Consider the following 18,687-nt stretch of genomic DNA (forward strand, 5'->3'; position numbering starts at 1 on the left):
CGAGGCCAAGGCCTATCTGCTGCCGGCCATCGAACTCGGATGGCACGTCGTCGCCTGAGCGCTGCGCCCGGCGCGACCGAGGGACGCGCCCCGCCCGCGACCAGATCGGAACGCGCCTGAGCCGATGATCGGGCGGACGCCGGGATGGAGCACATCGTAGCCCGGCCGCTGGGACCGTCCGGGCCGGCGATGCGGTCGCCGAGGGTCCGCTGCGGCGCGTGAGGCCTCCAGCACCCCCGCATAGGCGGCGGAGGCGACCTAGCCGATCGAAATGCCGCCGGTCTCGCCGCGCCCCGCCCGGCGAGCGGCGGCGGGCGCCGTCTCCGCCTGCGCCAGGGTCTTGCGCGCCTCCTGCAGGAAGATCTGCCCCGGCAGCGTCAGGTTCACGAGCCGGCGGCTCCGCCCGGCATCGCCGTCCGACCTCGCCGCCATCGGCTTCGACGTCCGCCCGCCTATCGACGAGCCCATGACGGCGACGGAAGGATAGCCCGCCCGGCACGATCGGCCGTGTCGCCAGGGATACACGCGACAGCGCGTCGGAGGCCGGCACACACCCATCTCAAGCTTTCGTGATTGACACGATGGCTCGCAGCCACGAGGCAGGGAGCGGTCAAGGTTCTCGCTGCCGCCGGGCGGCGAGCTAAGAGGGAATCCGGTGCGGTCCGATGGGCCAAGACCGGAGCTGCCCCCGCAACTGTCAGCGGCGAGTCCTCCGTCGATCAGCGTCACTGGTGAGCGATCACCGGGAAGACCAGACGGAGGGTGACGACCCGCGAGCCAGGAGACCTGCCCTGACCGGAACGTGTCTCGCGGGCGGGGTGTCCTGACGGGTCGCATGCGTGCGCGGCCCCGTCGTGGTCGCTCTGTCGCCTGCGTCCGGATCGGCCTCCCCGTCCATGGTTCGGGGAAGGACCGATGATACCGCAAACATCACCCGCCGCGTCGGCGGCGCCGCAAGGGATGGCCCGCTGCGGCGACGGCGCCGTCGACCCGCTGGAGCTCTACGCCGGCGGCATCGACACCTCCGACTACGTGGAGCAGCTGATGCCGCTGCTGCGGGCGGCGGTGCCTCGTGTCGGGACGCTGCTCGATGTCGGGGCCGGCGGCGGCCAGCTCGGGTCCGCGATGCGCGACCGGATCGCGGCCTGGACGGCGGTCGAGCCTTCACCGAGCATGCGGCGGCGTCTCGGCGCGCTGGTCCCGCCGCCGGCCCTGGTGAATGCCGGATGGCAGGACGCCGACCTCCCGGCGTCTTGCGCGGACACGGTGCTCGCCGCGAACATGCCGGCGCCCCTGACCGACACCGCAGCCTTCCTCGCCCGCTGCCGGCGCTGGGCGCGCCGGACCGTCGTCTGGGTGGTGCCGGCCCAGCGCGGCCCGCGCGGCCTCTGCCTCGCCGGCTGCCTGCCGCGAGAGTGGCACGGGGAGGACGAGACCCCGGGCGTCGACATCGTCCTCCGCCGTCTGCCGCCGGGCGACCGGCCCGCCATCCTCGTGCGCAGCGACTGGACCTTCCGCCTCGACGTTCCCGACCTGCCGCGCATGGCCGCCCATCTCGCCGACAGGCTCGGCTGGGCCGAGGGCGACCCGCGCCGCCCCGAGCTCGTCCTTCATCTCGCCGCGCAGGCGCTTCCGGTCCCCGGCGGCCACCGCCTCAGCGTCTCCCGTGCCTCGGCCATCCTCGTCTGGAGAAAAGACTCGTGATCCCCCGCCGCCTCTCCCTCGCGCTCACCCTCGCCTGCGGCAGCGCGCTCCCGGCCGTCGCTACGGCGCAGGACGGCCCGCAGGTCCGACCGGAGGTGACGCTCGACCAGCTCGTCGTCACCGCCACCGGCCGCCCGGAGCCCCGCTCCGAGATCGCAGGCACGGTCCAGATCATCGACCGGACCATGATCGAGACCTCGACCGCCAAGTCGGTCACCGACCTGCTCGCCGAGAACGCGGTGGGCTTCTTCTCCGAGTGGACGCCGGGGCAGACCTCGATCAACATCCGCGGCGGGGCCACCGACGGGCAGGGCAAGGACTTCAAGAGCCAGGTCCTCGTGCTCATGAACGGCCGCCGCGCCGGCACCGCCAACCTCTCGAAGCTATCGATCGCCGACGTCGAGCGCATCGAGATCGTGCGCGGGCCTTCTTCCGTGATCTACGGCAGCCAGAACATCGGCGGCGTCATCAACATCATCCTCAAGAACGGCCGCACCGCGCCAGGCACCCTCGTCGAGGGCATCGGCGGCGTCTGGGGCCTCGCGCAGGGCCGGGCGCAGACGGGGGGCGTGGTCGGCCCGTTCGACTACTATCTCGGCGTCTCGGGCGCCAAGCGCGACGATTACTTCGCCGGCTCCGGCGACCGCATGGCCAACACCCAGTGGAACCGGATGGGCATCACCGCCGGCCTGGGGCTCCAGATCGACCCGAACCAGCGGCTCGACTTCTCGATGCGCACCGACGGCATCTACGGCGTCGGCTTCCGCGGCTCCGGCGGCAATCTCTACAGCAAGGATGAGCGCACCAACGGCTCCTTCGACGCGAGCTACACCGGCCGCACGGAGGACGGGCGCCTGGGGCTGTTCGCGCAGTTCTACAGCGTCAACGACGAGGACCGCTTCAAGTGGGCCTCCCCCGTCCAGCGCGGGGGCACGGGCCTGCCGGTCGCGGGCACGCGGGCCGACTTCAACACGCGCGACCTCGACATCCTCGGCACGCGCTTCCAGCCGCGGGTCAGCCTCTTCGAGGGCAACGACCTGCTGCTCGGCTGGGACTGGGAGACGAGCCGCCTGCGCTCCGACCGCTTCCGCGCGGGCGTGCCCGGCAACACGCTGGCGCAGGTCTCGCCCCAGGACAACAACCAGACGGACCAGTTCCACGCCCTCTACATCGAGGACACGCAGCGCCTCTTCGACGACCGCGTGACGCTCCGCGCCGGCGTCCGCCAGACCTACGGCACCACGAGCTTCGACCCGACGCCCTACCTCACGGCGCAGGTGACGGGCTCGCGCCCCTACGAGGCGACGACCTACTCCGTCGGCGCGACCTACAAGGCGACCGACTGGCTCGCCTTCCGGGCCGGCGCCTCATCCGGCTTCCGGGCGCCGACGGCTTCCGAGATCGCGGCGGACTTCAACACGCTCGGCGGCGGGCGCATCTTCGGCAACCCCAACATCCGACCCGAGACCAGCGAGCAGGTCGAGATCGGCACGACGCTGACGAGCGGCGTCTCCCGCCTCGACCTCGCCCTGTTCCAGAACGTCATCTCGGACCGCATCATCACCCGCTCGCGGGGGCCGAACGCCAACACCTCGGACTACGTCAACAACCCCGGCGACGTCGTCATCCGGGGCATGGAGGTCCAGTACGAGACCGACATGCTGCACCTTCTTGGGTGGGAGGCCGGGGCCTGGCGCTGGCGGGCCACCGCCAACGGCAACTACAACTTCGACATGAAGGACGAGGGCGCGGTGAGCGTCGCCACCGCCAACACGCGGCGCGTCGAGAGGGTCTACCAGTACCAGCTCGCGCTCGGCACCCGCTTCGGGCAGGCCGATGGGCCCTATCCCTGGACGCTCCAGGTGCAGGGCGTGCTCAACGGGCCGGTCTGGTACAACACCGAGGAGAACCTCCTCGTGCCGGCGGCCGAGCCCTACCGCGAGTACATCTGGCGCAAGGACCCGTACTTTCTCGTCAACATCCGCGGCGAGGTCGAGGTGAGGCCCGGCGTGAGGCTCTTCGCCCAGGTGCGCAACCTCTTCGACGTGAACTATCACCCGCTCTTCATCGCCATCGCCGGCCAGCAGCCGACGCTGGCCGACCTGCGCTTCTACAACGGCGGCGGCGGCACCTCCGCGCCGGGACGCGACGTGCAGGTCGGCCTCCAGGCCCGGTTCTAGGGTGCGGCGCGCCGCGGCCGCGGGGCTCGCCGTCCTCACGGCCGCGGCGCCTGCCGCGGCCGAGCCGATCCGGCTGACGGACGCGCTCGGCCGCGCCGTGACGCTCGAGGCGCCGCCGAAGCGCATCGTGACAATCTTCTCCTCGAACACCGAGCTCGTGGCGGCCCTCGGGCTGAGCGAGCGCATCGTCGGGATCGACGCCTTCACCCGCTACCCGCCGGAGGCCGCGGGCAAGCCCGTCGTCGGCGGCCGCCTCGGCTTCTCCGTCGACGCCGTGGTCGCTCAGGCGCCCGACCTCGTGCTCGTGACCCCGGCCCGTCAGGCGGCCCATCAGCTCCTCGCGGCGATGGAGCGGCTCGGCGTGCCGGTCCTGGTGCTGACGAGCCGCAGCCTCGCCGAGGTCCTCGACAACATCCGCCTCGTCGGGAAGGCCTCGGGCGAGACGGAGCGCGGCCGGGCGCTCGCCGATGCCCTCGCCGCCCGGCTCGCGACGGTCGCCGCCCGCATCGAGGGCCGGCCCTGCCCGCGGGTGCTGCTGATCACCGGACGTCTCGGCAACGGGCTGCTCCTCGCCGCACGGCCTGCGACCTACACCATGGACGCCCTGCGGCGAGCGGGCGCCTGCCCGGCGCTGCCCGGCCGCGCCGGGCTCGCCCAGGTCTCGCCGGAGGCGGTGCTCGCCGCCGATCCCGACGTGCTGCTCCTCGCCGGCCGGGAGGACGAATTGCGGGACCTCGCCGCACGGCCGGGCTTCCGCGAGATGCGCGCGGTGCGCGAGGGCCGCGCCCACACCGTGCTCCGCGCCGAGTTCCTGATCCCGGGCCCTCGCACGGTCGACGGCATCGAGCGCCTCGCTAATCTGCTGCATCCGCCGACCGGGGCCGCGCCGTGAGGTTCGCCCTGCGCCTGGCTCCGCTGCTCGCTATCGCCCTCGTCTTCGGCATCGCCGCCGGCCACGACTGGGCCGGCCCGGCCGCCCTCGCCCGTGCCCTTGGCGGCGCCGACGACCTGCGCTCGAGGCTCCTCCTCGAGTGGCGCCTGCCCCGGGTGCTCGCCGCCGGCCTCGTCGGCGCGATGCTCGGGCTCGGCGGCGCGATCTTCCAGGGCGTGTTCCGCAACCCGCTGGCCGAGCCCTACCTCCTCGGGTCGGCGGGCGGGGCGGCGATCGGGGCGACGCTCGCGCTCCTCGTCCCTCTCGGGATGCCTTCGGCGCTGGCGCTCGGCGGCCTCTCCTTCGCCGGGGCCTGGGGCGCGACGCTCCTCGTGCTCGCCGTGGCGCGCGGCTCCGGCGCTGCCGACGCGGCGGGTCTGCTGCTCGCCGGCGTCGCGGTGGCGGCGATGCTCGGCGCCGTCCGCTCCCTCCTGATGCTCGCCCTGTCCGACGAGACCGTGAGCCTTCAGGTCGTGCTGAGCTGGACGCTGGGCGGCATCCAGACGCCGACCTGGACCGGCCTCGCGCTTCTCGCCGGGCTCGCGGCCGCGGCGCTGGCCGCGAGCCTGCCGCTCGCCCGCGGCCTCGACCTGCTCGGGCTCGGCGACGACCAGGCGCGGGCCTTCGGCCTCGACGCCGACCGCTTCGTCCGCCGGGCCATCCTCGTCGGCGCCGCCGTGGTGGCGCTCGCCGTGGCCTATGGCGGCCTCGTCGCCTTCGTCGGGCTGATCGCGCCGCACGTCGCCCGCTGGTCGTCGGGGCCGCGCCATCGCGCCGTCCTGCCGCTCTCAGCGGCCATCGGCGCGATCCTCGTGATCGTCTGCGACGGCCTCGCCCGCGCCATGCTGCCCCCGGCGGAGATCCCTCTCGGCCTGATCACGGCCGCGGCCGGCGGGCCCTTCTTCCTCGTCCTCCTGCGCCGGAGGCTGCGGTCATGAGTCACCTGGCCGCCGAAGGTCTCGTCGTGACGGCCGGGGAGCGGCGCCTCCTCGACGGCGTCTCGCTGAGGCTCGAGCCCGGCGCCCTCGTCGGGCTGATCGGCCCGAACGGCGCCGGGAAGACCACGCTCCTGCGCTGCCTCGCCGGCCTCGCGAGACCGGATGCCGGGACCGTCGCCCTCGACGGGACCGCGCTCGCCACGCTGCCGGTTTCCGAGCGCGGCCGCCGCATCGGCTACCTGCCGCAGAGCTTCCAGCTGGCCTGGGACTACACGGTCCGGGAGGTCGTCGCGCTGGGCGCGAGCCGGGCCTCCGGCGCCGGGGCGCGCATCCCCGCCGTCCTGCGCGCGCACGATCTGACGGCGCTGGCCGACCGGCCCTGGTCGGGCGTCTCCGGCGGCGAGCGGGCCCGCACCCTGCTTGCAGCGACCCTCGTCGCGGAGCCTGCCGTGCTGCTCGCCGACGAGCCCGGCGCCAGCCTCGACATCGGCCGCCGCCTCGACCTGATGCGCCGCCTGCGGGCCTACGCGCGGGAGCATGTCGCGGTCGTCGTCCTCCACGACATCGAGCAGGCCGTGCGCGATTGCGACCGCCTTGTTTTGATGGACGGCGGCCGCGTGATCCTCGACGGCCCGGCTCCGGCTCTGGCCGGCTCTCCCGAGATCGACCGGATCTTCGGCGTGCGCTTCGCGCGCACGCCCATCGACTCCGAGGCCGACGCCCTCCTCGCGGTATCTTCCCCTTGAGGAGCGGCCCGGATCTCCGATCCGCTCGCGGCGACTTTCCCGCTATCGCCTCGACGTTCCACGAGTGTGCCAAGTGCCAGGCAAGAACCTCGGATGGCGAGAGGTCGTCGGCACGATACCGAACGGCTGCCGTCGCTGTCGTGAAGACTCGCCGCAGGGCCTGTGCGCACGAATGTCCGATCCGCCGTGTGGTCGTGCCGCCACAGATCGATGGATTTGCCTCCGGTCCGACGCTTTGCCGGACACGGTGGCCAGCTCCAGGCCGGTCGCGTTTATGCCCCCGAAACAACGATTTATTGAGCGCCTCGCCGAATACCTTGGAGCATGTATAAACTACTGGAAGGCTTGCCTATTCTGCTGGAATCCGATTGCTCGGCGTTCGTGCGGGGCGGCCGGCGTGCCAAAATCCGTGGCGGCGAGGGCTGGTGTCATGGAGGTGAGTTTGATCGATGCCCTGCATCGAAGCGAGGGCTTGGCGCTCCAGCGCTTCCTGCAGCGTCTGCTCGGCAACCCGGCCGATGCGGCCGACGCCCGTCAGGAAACCTACCTGCGCCTGCTCAAGGCTATCGAGCGGACCGAGATCGAACATCCGCGCGTGTTCCTGTTCTTCGTCGCGCGCAACGTCGCCAACACCTTGGGCAAGCGCCGCCGGTTTGAGGCGGACCTCTTCCGGTCCGCGACGAGCCTCCCCCTCGGCGACATCGCCGACGATCAGTCGCGCATCGAGCAGCAGGTGATCGCCCGCCAGCAGCTCCGCCTGATCGCGGCCGCCATCGACGAGCTGCCGCCCCGCTGCCGGGAGGTCTTCCTGCTCAGCGCCTTCGACGGCCTCGCCAACGGCGAGATCGCCGCCCGGCTCGGCATCTGCCGGAACATGGTCGAGAAGCACCTGATGAAGGCGCTCCTGCGCACCCGCCTCTCCTGCCGCGACTTTTTCTAGAGGCCGGACGTCAGGACTCCGCCCCTCCGCCGGTCTCTAAGGATGAGCGGAGCCGAGAGCCTCGCGGCCCGGTTCCGACAACCGATCGAGCGGCATGAGCCAGAGCATCCCTCCCGAGGCCTCCGACGACGCCGAAGGCGACCCGGTCTACGAGCAGGCCGCGCTCTGGGTGGCGCGCCTCTCCTCCCCCGATGCGACCGCCGCCGACCGAAAGGCGTTCGAGGCCTGGCGCGCAGCCGATCCGGCGCATGCCGAAGCCTATGCCGAGATGGACCAGTGGCGCCGGACGATGGGTCGGGTGCCCGATCCGCGCCGGCGCCGGCGCGGCAAGCCGGCGGGGCTGGCCGTCGCGGCCGCGCTCGGGCTCGCCGGGGCGCTCGGCCACCACATCGGACTGTTCGATCGGCTCAGGGCCGATGCGTGGACGGATGTCGGCGGGTTCCGGGCCGAGACGCTGGCGGATGGCAGCCGGGTCGATCTGAACACGGATACGGCCCTGGCGCTGCATTACACGGCCGCGGAGCGCGGGATCGAGCTTCTCCGCGGCGAGGCGGCCTTCGAGGTCGTGCCGGACAGCCGGCGGCCTTTCGTCGTGCGCGGGAAGGGCCTCAGCGTCCGGGCCGTCGGCACGCGCTTCTTCGTGCGCGTCGACGGCGTCGCGACGCCGGTTGGCGTCGCCGAGGGACAGGTCGAGGTCACGACGCCCGGAGGCCGGGCCGGGCTCCGGGCCGGCGAAACCCTGGTGCGGGAGCAGGCCAGCCGCGTCACGACCGAGCGGAGCGACGTCGCCCGGATGATGGCCTGGCGCGAGGGCCGGCTCGTCTTCTCCGGCCAGCCCCTCTCGGTGGTTCTCGCCGAGCTCGAGCGCTATCGGCGCGGACGCATCGTGTCCCTCGACCCCACGGTCGGCACCAGGCGCTTCAGCGGCACGCTCGATCCGCGCGATACCGACGAGGCCCTCGCGGTCCTGGCGACGACGATGGACGTGCGCATCACCCGCGTCACGCCGCTGCTGGTGCTGGTCCGGCCGGGTTCTTGATCCTCTCGCCGGTCCTCGAAAGAATCTGCGTTCCGGAGGTCAGGAGTTTCCAGGCTCGCCGGTCTACCTTCGCAGGGACGGCAGAGCCGAAGCGCCATCGTCCCTTCGCAGGAAGCGACCGGGGCTGACGATGACGGTGCAGGATCCGACGAATCTGGTCAGGCGGTTCAAGCTCGCCGCTCTCGCGGGCGTCTCGATGGCTGCGATGAGCGGTGCCGGCTCGGCCCGCGAGGGCGGCCGCCTGCCGCCTCCCGTCGCCGAGAGGATCAGCATCGTGCCGATCTCGGCCGGCGCCGCCTCCCCCATCCTCGACGCCGGCGCGGCGCGGTCGCGTATCTCGATCCCGCCCGGGCCGCTCGAGCCGGCGCTGACGGCCCTCGCCCGGCAGATGCAGCTCAAGCTCGCCTACAACACCACGCTGACCGAGAACCTGGTTACGCCGGGGGCGGAGGGCGCGTATCTGCCGCTGGAGGCGCTCGCCAGGGTGCTCGAAGGCACCGGGCTGGTCTACCGGGCGGCCGGGGCGTCCACGATCACACTGGTCAATCCGCGCTACGTCCAGCTCGGCGCGTCCACGGCCGCTCCGAGCGGCGTTCTGCTCGACGAGCTGTCCGTCGAGGGCCGGCGCGAGGCCGCCGCCGGATTGCCGCCCCGGACCGGGACGGTCGGCCAGCCCCCGGTGCCCTACGCCGGCGGCCAGGTCGGCTCCGGCGCCCGGCTCGGCGTGCTCGGCAACCGAGACGTGTTCTCGACGCCGTTCAACGTCGCCGGCTACACCGAGAAGCTGATCCGCGACCAGCAGGCGCAGAGCCTGATCGACGTCGTCGAGAACGATCCGTCGGTGCGGCCTCTCGGCACGTTGAGCGACGCCTACGGCAGCGGATTCTTCATCCGCGGCTTTCCCGTCCTTTCGGCCGATGTCGGCTTCGACGGCCTGTTCGGGATCGTCGACTACCGGCGGCCCTTCGTATTCAACGCCGAGCGGGTGGAGGTGCTCAAGGGCCCGAGCACCGTGATCAACGGCGCCTCGCCGAACGGGAATGTCGGCGGCAGCATCAACATCATCCCCAAGCGCGCCTACGACGAGCCGCTGACGCGGATCACGCCGTTCTTCATCTCGCACGGACAGTTCGGCACCGCCGTCGATGTCGGCCGCCGCTTCGGCGAGCAGAAGGAGTGGGGCATCCGCGCCAACGGCGTCTTCCAGAAGGGCGAGACGGCCATCGACAAGGAGCGGCTTCAGCTCGGCTTCGGCTCCCTGGCCGTCGACTATCGCGGCAGCCGCTTCCGAATGTCGGCCGACCTCGCCTACCAGGATCTCGACTACAGCCGGAACCGGGGCTTCCTGCTCGTCTTCCCCGGCGTCGACATCCCGCGGGCGCCGAAGCTGTCGACCAACCTCGAGCAGCGCGGGCAGTTCACGCGGGACCATTCGCTGCTCGGCGCCACCCGCCTCGAGTACGACCTGACCGACAACACCACCGTCTACGCGGCCTTCGGAGCCAACGCCTACCACGGCGACGCCTATACGGACTTCAAGTATCTCGTCGCGCCGGACGGAACGTTCTCCAACACCTTCGTCCGGCAGCGGTTCGATACCTTGAGCTACACGGCCGAGACGGGCGTACGCTCGACCTTCGACACCGGACCGGTCCGGCATACCGTCTCGCTCGCGGCGACCGGGTACTGGACGACCCAGACCTTCCCGGTCGCAGTCCAGTTCCTCCCGAGCCCCGGCCTCTCGAACCTCTACAACCCCGCGGTCGTGCCGGCGCCGGGCTTCACGGACATCAACATCGGGGACGCCCGCTACTCCTCGCAGGTGAATCGCAGCATCGCCTTCGCCGATACGATCTCGTCCCTCGACGATCGCGTGCAGCTGACGGTCGGCGGCCGCGTCCAGCAATTCAATGGAAAGTACCTCGATTACACGCCGGGCAGCCCGAATTTCGGGTTGCCGACCTCGAGCTACGACAAGTCCCACGTGTCACCGGCCGTCGCGTTCCTGGTCAAGCCGACGGAGCGTCTGTCCCTCTACGGCAACTACGTCGAGGCGCTGATCGCGCCGCCGACCTCGCCGGTCCCCTTCAGCGCGGCGCTCTCGCCCATCGTCGGCGATCAGAAGGAGGTCGGCCTCAAGTACGATTTCGGGCCCGTGGGCACGAGCCTCTCCTTTTTCGAGATCAGCCGGCCCAACGGCGTGCTGAACCCGGTGACGCTAGCCTTCAGCAACGACGGCCTCCAGCGCAATCGCGGCATCGAGCTCAACGTGTTCGGCGAGCCCGCACCGGGCTTCCGCCTGCTCGGCGGCGTCACCTTCCTGGACGGGCGGCTCGTGAGGACGGTCGCGACGGCCGCCAACCCGAACGCGTACGACGGGAACGTCGCGCCGGGCGTGCCCGACGTGCAGCTGAACCTCTACGGCGAGTACGATCTGCCGCCGTGGCTGCTTCCGGGGCTGACGGCGACGGGGCGGGTCATCTATACCGCCAAGCAGTTCTACGATCAGGCCAACACGCAATCCATCCCGGACTGGACGCGCGTCGATGCCGGGCTGCGCTACACGTTCCTCGGCTCGTGGGGGAAGCCCGTGACGCTGCGCGCCAACGTCGTGAACCTCCTCAACGCGCGGTACTGGAACTCGACGGCCTATTCCGGGCTCCTGTCGCTCGGAACGCCGCGGACCTATCAACTCTCGGCGCAGCTCGATTTCTGAGCCGGGTGTCCCCGCCCCTCGACAGGGCCGCCGAAGCGACGGAGTGATGTCCATGACGGCCGAGGCCCCACGGCTGCGCGCCTTCCGGATCTGGTCCGCGGTGCATACCTGGACGAGCCTGATCAGCATGGTGTTCCTGCTGATGCTCTGCCTGACCGGCCTGCCGCTGATCTTCCACCACGAGATCGACCACCTGCTCGGCTACGAGCCGGCGGTGCCCGAGATGCCGGCCGGCACGCCGTTCCTGCCGCTCGACCGTCTGGTGGAGGCGGCCAAGGCTCGGAAGCCGGGGCAGGTCGTGCAGTTCGCCTTCTTCGAGAAGGACGAGCCCGACACCGTCCTGATCGGGCTGGCCTCCGACCTGCGAAAGGTGCCCGGCGACAGCTTCGTCGGTCTCGACCGCAGGACGGGCGCCGCGCTGATCGAGACGGCGCCGGGGGCCGGTCCCATGGGCTTCCTGCTGAAGCTTCACGCCGACATGTTCCTGGGCCTCGGCGGCAAGCTGTTCCTCGGCGTGATGGGGCTGCTCTTCGTCGTCGCGGTGATCTCCGGCGTCGTTCTCTACGGGCCGTTCATGAAGAAGCTCGACTTCGGCACCGTGCGACGGACGCGCAGCAGGCGGATCAGATGGCTGGACTGGCACAACCTGATCGGCGCCGCGACGATCGTCTGGGCCCTGATCGTCGGTGCCACGGGCACCATCAATACCTGGGCCGATCTCATGCTCAAGCTCTGGCAGTTCGGCCAGCTGGCCGAGATGACCGCCCCCTATCGCGACGTGCCCCGGCCCGAGACGCTGGTCTCCCTCGACATCGCGGTTGCGACAGCGCAGGCGGCGGCGCCGGACATGCGGGTGCAGCTCGTCGCCTTCCCCGGCACGGCGTTCTCGAGCGGCAACCATTACGCGGTGTTCATGGCCGGCAACACACCCCTGACCTCGCGGCTCCTCAAGCCTGCGCTCGTCGACGCCGGCACGGGCACGCTCACGGACATGCGCGCCATGCCCTGGTACGTGCAGGCCCTGTTCCTCTCTCAGCCGCTCCACTTCGGCGACTATGGCGGGATGCCGCTGAAGATCGTGTGGGCCCTTCTCGACGTGGCGACGATCGTCGTGCTCGGCAGCGGCCTCTATCTCTGGGTCGTCCGCAAGCGTTCGTCGGTGCCGCGCCTCGCCCTTGGTCCGAAGGGCTCGCGCGCGGCGGCGGAGCCGGCGGAATGAGCGGCCGCAACGGAGACGCACGCCGCATCTGGACGGCGCCGGTCACGATCAACGCGGCCGCTCTGGTCAGCCTGATCGGCGCGCTGGTTGCCGAAGGGGTCTGGGATGGTCTTGCCGCGCTCGTCCTCTTGGGAGCTCTGGCCTACGCGGTGACGCTGGGGCTGCGGTCGGCGCCACGCGGGAAGCCGTAGACGAGGTCGTGGTTGCCGCTGCCGGTGACGCTCCGTCGTCAAACCTGATCCGGTCGATCGCGGTGGCGAGTCAGGGAGAGCCGGATGCCGAAGGGCCCGAGGCCGATCGTCTGGATCGGCGTGGCGATGCCGCGGGCGAAGAGGTCGGCGTCGATGAGGAAGGCGATCTGGTCCCACGGCGAATTCAACGCCCCGGCGATGATGAGCGGCCCGGCAATGACGTTGGCGTCCATGACGAGCACGTGCTGGAGGCCGGGCACGAACTGGCGCGGGCCGGCAGGACCGCGTCGACCTCGTCCCGCGGCGGGGCCCCGTCGGGCGCATCGAAACCCTGCATCGCCGTCTCGCTCGTGGGTAGCGGAAGACGGGGGACGGCGCTCAGCGGATCGCGAGATGCGGCCTGATGATCGTGAGCATCCGCTCGGCCGAGGTGCCGGGCGGGAAGAAGCCGAGATACCCGCCCGCCCGGTCCATCAGGTAGATGAAGGCCGAGTGGTCGATGGTGTCGCCCTCCGGGCGCGCGATCCGCTCATGGAAGACCCGGTAGGCGTCCGCCGCCCGCTCCATCGCCGCGCGGTCGCCCGTCAGGCCGATCAGGCGCGGGTGGAAGTTCGGCAGGTACTCCCGGAGATGCTCCGGCGTGTCCCGCTCCGGATCGAGGGTGACGAAGAGCGGCTGGATCGCCTCGCCCTCCGAGCCCAGGATCGTCAGGGCGCGGGCGATCTCCATGAGGTCCGTGGGACACACGTCCGGACAGTGGGTGTAGCCGAAATAGACGATCAGGAGCCGGCCGCGGAAATCGGTCTCCGTCCGGAGGCGGCCGTCGTGGTCGGTGAGCGCGAAGGGGCCGCCCACCGGCTCGCGGTTCCACATCAGAACATCCATCAGCTCGGCGGCCGAGCGGCGGCTGCCCTCCGCCGAAGCGCCGGGCAGGGAGCCGAGGAGCAGCGCGAGAGCGACGGCGAATCGGATCCGGCTACGCACCGAAGGTGAGCCGGCTGCCCGTCGTCGGCACGATGACGTTGTCCGGCAGCTGCGCCTGCGCCTCCAGGGCGAAGTTGAGGCCGCTGCAATGCATCGGGATCACCACGTCGGGCTTCAGCTTGCCGATCTCGGCGACGATCTCCTTGAGGTAGTCCTTCGGTGCCGGCCCGAGATGGAAGCCGCCGACGATGGCGTGGACCCGCTCGATGCCCGACACCGCTTGCGCCTGCCGCACCGAGTTCACGATGCCGACATGCCCGCAGGAGCTGATGACCACGAGCCCCTTGTCCTTGATGTTGAAGCAGGTGGCATGCTCGTGGACGTGCTCGTCGGGCACGATCTTTCCCTGGAGCTCGGCCGCCGTGTAGTGGGTCGCGTCGCAGCCGAGACCGTCCTTGATGCCGCGCTCGACGAAGGTGTTGGGCAGGATGCGCTCGATCGAGGACCGCTTGATGTGCCCCGTGGTGAAGGCGTGGCCGGCGACCACCGTCGGCGTCTCGCAGAGCACCGTGGTGATGCGCCGCGCGGCGAGCTCCCGCCGGTCGAGCTGGCCGAAATCCGTGAACTGGCCCTGCACGCCGCTCGGGGAGAGGCGGTGGCAGAAATTATCCTCGCCCCCGGCATAGAGCTTCAGGTCCGGCGCGAGCGCGTCGCGGTAGCGGTCGAGGAAGCCGGTGAGGCCGCCGTAATGGTCGTGGTGGCCGTGGCTGACGACGAGCGCGTCGACCTTGCTCGGATCGACCTTCAGGATCTCGATGTTGTTGAGGAGCGCCTCGGGGCTGTAGCCGAAGTCGAGCAGGATGGTGCGCGCCTCCTCCGCCCGGCGTGTCTCGGCGAAGAGCGAGAGGCCCCACTGGTTGTGCAGCACCTTGCGGTAGTCGGCGCCCCGGCCGCTGCCCGGTGGCTGGTGGAGCACGCCCTGGACGGTGGCGGGCTTCAGGAACTGGTCGTGGGCCGAGTCGATCAGCACCCGGAGCGAGAGCCTGTCGACCGTCGGCACCTCGATCGGCGCGGCGCTGGCGATTTCTACACAGGAGAACCCGGCGAGCGCCCCCGCGGCGAGACCCGAGGACAGTTTCAGAAAGCCGCGCCTGTCGACGGTGCCGATCATGTCTACGCGTCTCCGTTCGAATACCGTATAATGAAGATATAGCCGAGTTTCCCGAGAACGATCTCGTTTCTTTGCCGCCCCCGCGACAAGGCCGTTCGCCCGTCCGCCACGCTGCGAGAAGGGTCTTGCTGTTTCAATTCCGAGGGCGCGGCGATTCAGAAGCCGACCACGCTGTACGCGACGTCCGCTCCGAGAAGGGGCGAAGGCCTCGCTGATCGCACATCGTGGGCTGTTCTGTGCGGTCTCACGGGACCAGAGACGCAAGCCGTCCGACGCCGCGGCTAAGCGACGGATATAGCTAACGCGATAAGGACGAGACGGCAGCGGCTTCGACTAAGCCCCGGCAAAGTCAACGCTTTCTGCGCCGAACCGAACGTCGAAGAAATCACCAGGAAAACCTGGTGGAGCTGAGGGGATTCCCTTTTTCATCCCGCCCAAACCCTTGTTGCCAAAGAACTTCGATCCCGTTCAAGGGGTTGCGGGGACCAGGGTGGGGTACCAGGTGGGGTGACAACGGGGGTGCCACCGAGGGTTAGAATGGCCCGCAAGCCGACCGCCGACAGAACCCACCTCGAATTCCACCACGGGACCTACCGCGTCTCCGTCACCGTGCCGCCGAGCCTGCGCGCGCGCCTGGGCAAGACCAAGCTCAAGCGTCCGCTCCGCACCGACAGCCTCATCGCGGCCCGGGCCATGAGGCACCGGGCGGTGGCCGAGCTGAAGCGGGTGATCGAGGACGCCCGCAACGGGGCGAACGGCGGCGCCTACCTGCGCGAGGCGGCCGAGCTCGCGCGGTACACGACCCAGGCGACCTCGGACGAGGAGCTCGACGAGCTGGGCCAGGCCATCCGCGAGCGCATGGACGACATCATCGGGCCGGAGGTGGCGGTCGGCCACTCGGAGGAGGGGCCGGAGCCGGTGTTCGACGGCGCGCGGATCGCCCAGGCCGAGGTCTACCGGGAGGTGGCCTGGGGGCGTGCCACGCCGCTCGGGCTGCACCACGCCGCCTACCTCGGCAAGCTGACGGTCAAGGACCGGACCAAGGCCGACGACGTGCGGGCCCTGGCCCTGCTCACCGAATGGTGCGCCCAGAAGGGCTACCCGGCGACGCTTGAGGCCATCACCGACAAGCGGGCCTACCACTTCGCCGACGACCTGGGCGAGCTCACCGGCGGCCTGAGCCACGTCACCCAGAACAAGTACCTCAGCCGGCTGAGCGGCTACTGGAAGTACCTGGTGAAGCGGACGCCCGTGGAGCGCAACGTCTTCTACGGCGTCAAGGTCGAGGGAGAGGCGACCCCGCACGAGGAACTGGAGCGCGCTTTCGAGGACGACGAGGTGCGCCGTCTCCTCGCCGGGCCGGCGACACAGCACATGAAGGACCTGATGGTGCTCGGCGCCCTCACGGGCGCGCGGCTGGACGCCATCGTCGACCTCAAGGTCAAGGACACCATCGACGGGGCGCTCACCTTCAAGGCCCAGAAGAAGGAGCCCGCCCCGCGGGACATCCCGATCCATCCAGGTCTCCGGGAGGTCCTGGCGCGGCGGACCGCCGGCAAGGCGCCGCAGGACGACGTGTTTCCCGAATGGCCGAAGCCGAGGAAGATCGGCTCTAAGCGCGAGCGCAGCTTCAAGGCCAGCAACCAGTTCACCGAGTACCGCAAGACCGTCGGCGTGAACCACGTGGTCGCCGGGCGGCGGCGCGCCCTCACCAATTTCCACTCCTTCCGGCGCTGGTTCATCACGAAGATGGAACGCGCCGGCGTGCCCGCCCCCCTGATCGCCGCCATCGTCGGTCACAAGCGCGAGGGCATCACCCTCGGTCGCTACAGCGATGGTCCCGACATGAGGGCCGCCCGCAAGGCCATCGCCAAGATCTCGCTGCCGCCACTGGATGCCGGGCCGATCCCCGAGGTGCGCACCCTCCGACCCGGTCGGCGTACCGCCAAGGCGGCATCGACGGAGTGAGGACGCGAGGCGGTCGCGTGCAGGGGCGCGACCGCAAGGTGAAAACTCGGGGCCGCGGCGGCAACGGAGCGGGGTTGCGGCCCAGCGGCTACCCCTTGCCGAGCACCTTGTCGGCTTTCGCATCGACCTTCTTCCTGTCGGCCGGCGAGAGGTTGCCGGCCTTCTCCTGCTGGGCGGCGCGGGCTTTCGCGTTCCGGGCGTGGGCCTTGTCCTCGATGGGATACTTCCGCTCCTCCGGCAGGGCGAATTTGCTCTTGGACAGGTCCTCGCGTTCCTCGGTCTTGAGCTTCGACATCGTGGCCTCCGGGTCTCCGGAAGGGGCAACGCCGCACCGGATGCAGTGGTGCCCGACTCGAAGGCAGCGAGTCCGCCTCGGACGGCTCCTTGCCCAAGATCACGGACGGGGCGCAGGTGGCGGGCTTCCTCACTCTGGGGTCGCTCTTGGCAATCATGGCGGTGGCCATCACCCGAGCATGTCATGCCACATTAGGCAGCCGCTCTTCCGCTTCCGGGAGCTGGTTGCGGCGGCCTAGTGGGCGCCACCGTAATTCAGCCTTAGATTGATTCGGCCGGTCTGGCGCGGTGGGCTGGCGTACCGGGGGCTAAGGCCATGAACGTCGACGAGGCCATCTACGTGCACCGTGAGGACCTGATCGGCCTAGCCGACCGGGAGATCAACTTCGTCGAGCTGGTCGAAGCTATCCATGAGGATGCCAGCGGGGCCACGGAGATATCCATACTCGGAGGCTACTATGCCGTCGAAGCGCTGGTGAACGTGTGCCGAAAGGTGCCTCGCTCGGCGCGGCGCGACTGCACCCTCAGGATCGCTGTTGGCCTGGAGGCCACGGCCCTCATTCCTCGGACCTGGGGAGACATGCGTGAGGTGGAGAACAGGCTTCGGGGCGTCGGCTTCAAGGACGTGACCGTCAAGGTCGTCATGAACTCGCCGGTCCACTTCCATACCAAGCTGTTTCGCATCCTTAGGCGGACGCATCCGGTTTGGTACGTCGGGTCCGCCAATCCGGGCAGCAAGCGCCATGAGATGATGGTGCGGCTCTCGGGGCGGCACGAAGCCCTGATGGCTTATATGGATGCCGTGTTCGATGAGGCGCGGTCCGTCGCGGATCCTCAGCCTGCCGTCGACATTCGGACGCTGCGGGACTTCTTCCTGGCCGGGGAGCTCTGCCACAAGCCGCCCACGCCCCGCCTTTTTACCTTCGATGCCTTCCGCTTCACGCCGGATAACAGGGAGCAGATCGGGGCGGTTCTCGCTGGCGAGGCCGGCGTCGAGCATGCCCGCCCGCGCACGGAGGGGTTCGGCTTCAGCCTTCGCAGCGCCCTCGGCCTGGACGACCTGCCAGTCCCGGAGGTCGAGGAGGCAGTGGCCCAGCGCACGCAATACCGTCGGTCAAGCATCGACACCGTGCTCGGGTTGTGGATGCCCAGGAAGTACGCCCGGGAACTTAGACTGCGCATCGCGGACGATGAGAGCGACCGGCTGAGGAAGCTCACGGAGATAGCCGAGGAACTGAACACCGGCCCCGGGCAGGAAAGGGTCCGCACGGCGTTCGACGCGCACGTGACCTCCTTGCAGAGTTTGCTCGACAGGCACGGGATCGAGGTCCAGCCGGTCCCGAACCGGACGGCCTTGTTCGAGCGCTTTCTGCGGTCGAGGACCACGACCCTGTCGGACGAGGATACGCGCAAGCGCCTTGCCCGCACGCTGACGTTGGTCGACATGCCCGATATCTGGGAGGACGAGCATGCCGTCCGTGAGTTCGAGACATCCTTCTTCGAGGACCTTACCTACCGCGCCACTGCCACGACGGGCGGGACCGGCCGGATCATAAGGTCGTTTGTCGAGAGGTTGGGCTTCCTCGGGGCCCATGCGCCGGCCGAGGTTCGTTCAGAGCTGGAGGAAAGCCTGGCCGAAGCGGGGTGGCGCGACCATCATTGGCTGCCGTAGGCGACCACGATTCACTCATCCGGATGGGTGAAATCAACGTATCACTTAGAGCAG

17 protein-coding genes and 1 riboswitch are annotated in these 18,687 nt (G+C 70.1%); of the genes, 12 read left to right on the forward strand and 5 right to left on the reverse strand.

The features are described 5' to 3' along the window. Positions 1 to 258: 258 nt before the first annotated feature. A complete protein-coding gene (locus MFF04_RS02760; RefSeq protein ID WP_238273935.1) occupies positions 259 to 432 on the reverse strand; it encodes a hypothetical protein in 174 nt (57 codons plus the stop codon). A gap of 164 nt (positions 433 to 596) precedes the next feature. Further along, positions 597 to 808, forward strand: a riboswitch (cobalamin riboswitch). A gap of 152 nt (positions 809 to 960) precedes the next feature. On the opposite strand from MFF04_RS02760, the gene MFF04_RS02765 reads away from it, so the two are divergent. The 10 genes from MFF04_RS02765 to MFF04_RS02810 all read left to right on the forward strand — a co-directional run bounded on the left by MFF04_RS02765 (position 961) and on the right by MFF04_RS02810 (position 12,604). Further along, the gene (locus tag MFF04_RS02765; protein ID WP_238273936.1) at positions 961 to 1,704 is read left to right on the forward strand and encodes a class I SAM-dependent methyltransferase; all 744 of its coding nucleotides are present in this window, start codon (positions 961 to 963) and stop codon (positions 1,702 to 1,704) included. Next, positions 1,701 to 3,884 (forward strand): TonB-dependent receptor, encoded by a 2,184-nt coding sequence (locus tag MFF04_RS02770; RefSeq protein WP_238273937.1) that lies wholly within the window; start codon positions 1,701 to 1,703, stop codon positions 3,882 to 3,884. Before MFF04_RS02765 ends, MFF04_RS02770 begins: the two co-directional genes overlap by 4 nt. A 1-nt stretch (position 3,885) precedes the next feature. Then, positions 3,886 to 4,776, forward strand: coding sequence for an ABC transporter substrate-binding protein (locus MFF04_RS02775; RefSeq protein WP_238273938.1), 891 nt, complete (start codon positions 3,886 to 3,888; stop codon positions 4,774 to 4,776). After that, the gene (locus MFF04_RS02780; RefSeq protein ID WP_238273939.1) at positions 4,773 to 5,753 is read left to right on the forward strand and encodes a FecCD family ABC transporter permease; all 981 of its coding nucleotides are present in this window, start codon (positions 4,773 to 4,775) and stop codon (positions 5,751 to 5,753) included. Before MFF04_RS02775 ends, MFF04_RS02780 begins: the two co-directional genes overlap by 4 nt. After that, entirely contained in the window at positions 5,750 to 6,499 is a 750-nt protein-coding gene (locus MFF04_RS02785; RefSeq protein ID WP_238273940.1) for an ABC transporter ATP-binding protein, read from the forward strand. Before MFF04_RS02780 ends, MFF04_RS02785 begins: the two co-directional genes overlap by 4 nt. Positions 6,500 to 6,929: 430 nt before the next feature. Next, positions 6,930 to 7,439 (forward strand): RNA polymerase sigma factor, encoded by a 510-nt coding sequence (locus MFF04_RS02790; protein WP_238273941.1) that lies wholly within the window; start codon positions 6,930 to 6,932, stop codon positions 7,437 to 7,439. Positions 7,440 to 7,533: 94 nt separating this feature from the next. Further along, complete coding sequence (locus tag MFF04_RS02795) at positions 7,534 to 8,478, forward strand: FecR family protein (protein WP_238273942.1); 945 nt, start codon at positions 7,534 to 7,536, stop codon at positions 8,476 to 8,478. A gap of 130 nt (positions 8,479 to 8,608) precedes the next feature. Continuing rightward, a complete protein-coding gene (locus MFF04_RS02800) occupies positions 8,609 to 11,194 on the forward strand; it encodes a TonB-dependent receptor (RefSeq protein WP_238273943.1) in 2,586 nt (861 codons plus the stop codon). 52 nt (positions 11,195 to 11,246) lie between these two features. Further along, positions 11,247 to 12,413, forward strand: coding sequence for a PepSY-associated TM helix domain-containing protein (locus tag MFF04_RS02805; RefSeq protein WP_238273944.1), 1,167 nt, complete (start codon positions 11,247 to 11,249; stop codon positions 12,411 to 12,413). Continuing rightward, the gene (locus MFF04_RS02810) at positions 12,410 to 12,604 is read left to right on the forward strand and encodes a hypothetical protein (RefSeq protein ID WP_238273945.1); all 195 of its coding nucleotides are present in this window, start codon (positions 12,410 to 12,412) and stop codon (positions 12,602 to 12,604) included. The genes MFF04_RS02805 and MFF04_RS02810 overlap by 4 nt, the downstream gene beginning before the upstream one ends. 38 nt (positions 12,605 to 12,642) lie before the next feature. Here the strand turns inward: MFF04_RS02810 and MFF04_RS02815 are convergent, their stop codons facing one another. The 3 genes from MFF04_RS02815 to MFF04_RS02825 all read right to left on the reverse strand — a co-directional run bounded on the left by MFF04_RS02815 (position 12,643) and on the right by MFF04_RS02825 (position 14,699). Further along, entirely contained in the window at positions 12,643 to 12,837 is a 195-nt protein-coding gene (locus tag MFF04_RS02815; protein WP_238273946.1) for a hypothetical protein, read from the reverse strand. A 145-nt stretch (positions 12,838 to 12,982) separates the two neighbouring features. Continuing rightward, positions 12,983 to 13,588 carry an SCO family protein gene (locus MFF04_RS02820; RefSeq protein WP_238273947.1) on the reverse strand — a complete coding sequence of 202 codons (606 nt, stop codon included), beginning with the start codon at positions 13,586 to 13,588 and terminating at the stop codon, positions 12,983 to 12,985. Then, positions 13,581 to 14,699 (reverse strand): MBL fold metallo-hydrolase, encoded by a 1,119-nt coding sequence (locus tag MFF04_RS02825; protein WP_238273948.1) that lies wholly within the window; start codon positions 14,697 to 14,699, stop codon positions 13,581 to 13,583. The genes MFF04_RS02820 and MFF04_RS02825 overlap by 8 nt, the downstream gene beginning before the upstream one ends. Before the next feature lie 537 nt (positions 14,700 to 15,236). Here MFF04_RS02825 and MFF04_RS02830 point away from each other — a divergent pair. Further along, on the forward strand, positions 15,237 to 16,667 hold the full coding sequence (locus MFF04_RS02830; RefSeq protein ID WP_238273949.1) for a DUF6538 domain-containing protein: 1,431 nt from the start codon (positions 15,237 to 15,239) through the stop codon (positions 16,665 to 16,667). An 88-nt stretch (positions 16,668 to 16,755) separates the two neighbouring features. Here MFF04_RS02830 and MFF04_RS02835 read toward each other — a convergent pair whose 3' ends face one another. After that, complete coding sequence (locus tag MFF04_RS02835) at positions 16,756 to 16,962, reverse strand: DUF6582 domain-containing protein (protein ID WP_238273950.1); 207 nt, start codon at positions 16,960 to 16,962, stop codon at positions 16,756 to 16,758. Positions 16,963 to 17,277: 315 nt separating this feature from the next. On the opposite strand from MFF04_RS02835, the gene MFF04_RS02840 reads away from it, so the two are divergent. Continuing rightward, entirely contained in the window at positions 17,278 to 18,633 is a 1,356-nt protein-coding gene (locus MFF04_RS02840) for a restriction endonuclease PLD domain-containing protein (protein WP_238273951.1), read from the forward strand. The last annotated feature ends 54 nt before the right edge of the window (positions 18,634 to 18,687 follow it).

This window comes from Methylobacterium jeotgali (genome assembly GCF_022179345.1).
Lineage (GTDB): Bacteria > Pseudomonadota > Alphaproteobacteria > Rhizobiales > Beijerinckiaceae > Methylobacterium > Methylobacterium jeotgali.

Bases quoted from the DNA above. Each gene is read 5' to 3' on its own strand.
- MFF04_RS02760 (WP_238273935.1), bottom strand. From the start codon at position 432: ATGGCGGCGAGGTCGGACGGCGATGCCGGGCGGAGCCGCCGGCTCGTG.
- MFF04_RS02765 (WP_238273936.1), top strand. From the start codon at position 961: ATGGCCCGCTGCGGCGACGGCGCCGTCGACCCGCTGGAGCTCTACGCC.
- MFF04_RS02785 (WP_238273940.1), top strand. From the start codon at position 5,750: ATGAGTCACCTGGCCGCCGAAGGTCTCGTCGTGACGGCCGGGGAGCGG.
- MFF04_RS02790 (WP_238273941.1), top strand. From the start codon at position 6,930: ATGGAGGTGAGTTTGATCGATGCCCTGCATCGAAGCGAGGGCTTGGCG.
- MFF04_RS02795 (WP_238273942.1), top strand. From the start codon at position 7,534: ATGAGCCAGAGCATCCCTCCCGAGGCCTCCGACGACGCCGAAGGCGAC.
- MFF04_RS02800 (WP_238273943.1), top strand. From the start codon at position 8,609: ATGACGGTGCAGGATCCGACGAATCTGGTCAGGCGGTTCAAGCTCGCC.
- MFF04_RS02805 (WP_238273944.1), top strand. From the start codon at position 11,247: ATGACGGCCGAGGCCCCACGGCTGCGCGCCTTCCGGATCTGGTCCGCG.
- MFF04_RS02810 (WP_238273945.1), top strand. From the start codon at position 12,410: ATGAGCGGCCGCAACGGAGACGCACGCCGCATCTGGACGGCGCCGGTC.
- MFF04_RS02815 (WP_238273946.1), bottom strand. From the start codon at position 12,837: ATGGACGCCAACGTCATTGCCGGGCCGCTCATCATCGCCGGGGCGTTG.
- MFF04_RS02825 (WP_238273948.1), bottom strand. From the start codon at position 14,699: ATGATCGGCACCGTCGACAGGCGCGGCTTTCTGAAACTGTCCTCGGGT.
- MFF04_RS02830 (WP_238273949.1), top strand. From the start codon at position 15,237: ATGGCCCGCAAGCCGACCGCCGACAGAACCCACCTCGAATTCCACCAC.
- MFF04_RS02835 (WP_238273950.1), bottom strand. From the start codon at position 16,962: ATGTCGAAGCTCAAGACCGAGGAACGCGAGGACCTGTCCAAGAGCAAA.
- MFF04_RS02840 (WP_238273951.1), top strand. From the start codon at position 17,278: ATGAACGTCGACGAGGCCATCTACGTGCACCGTGAGGACCTGATCGGC.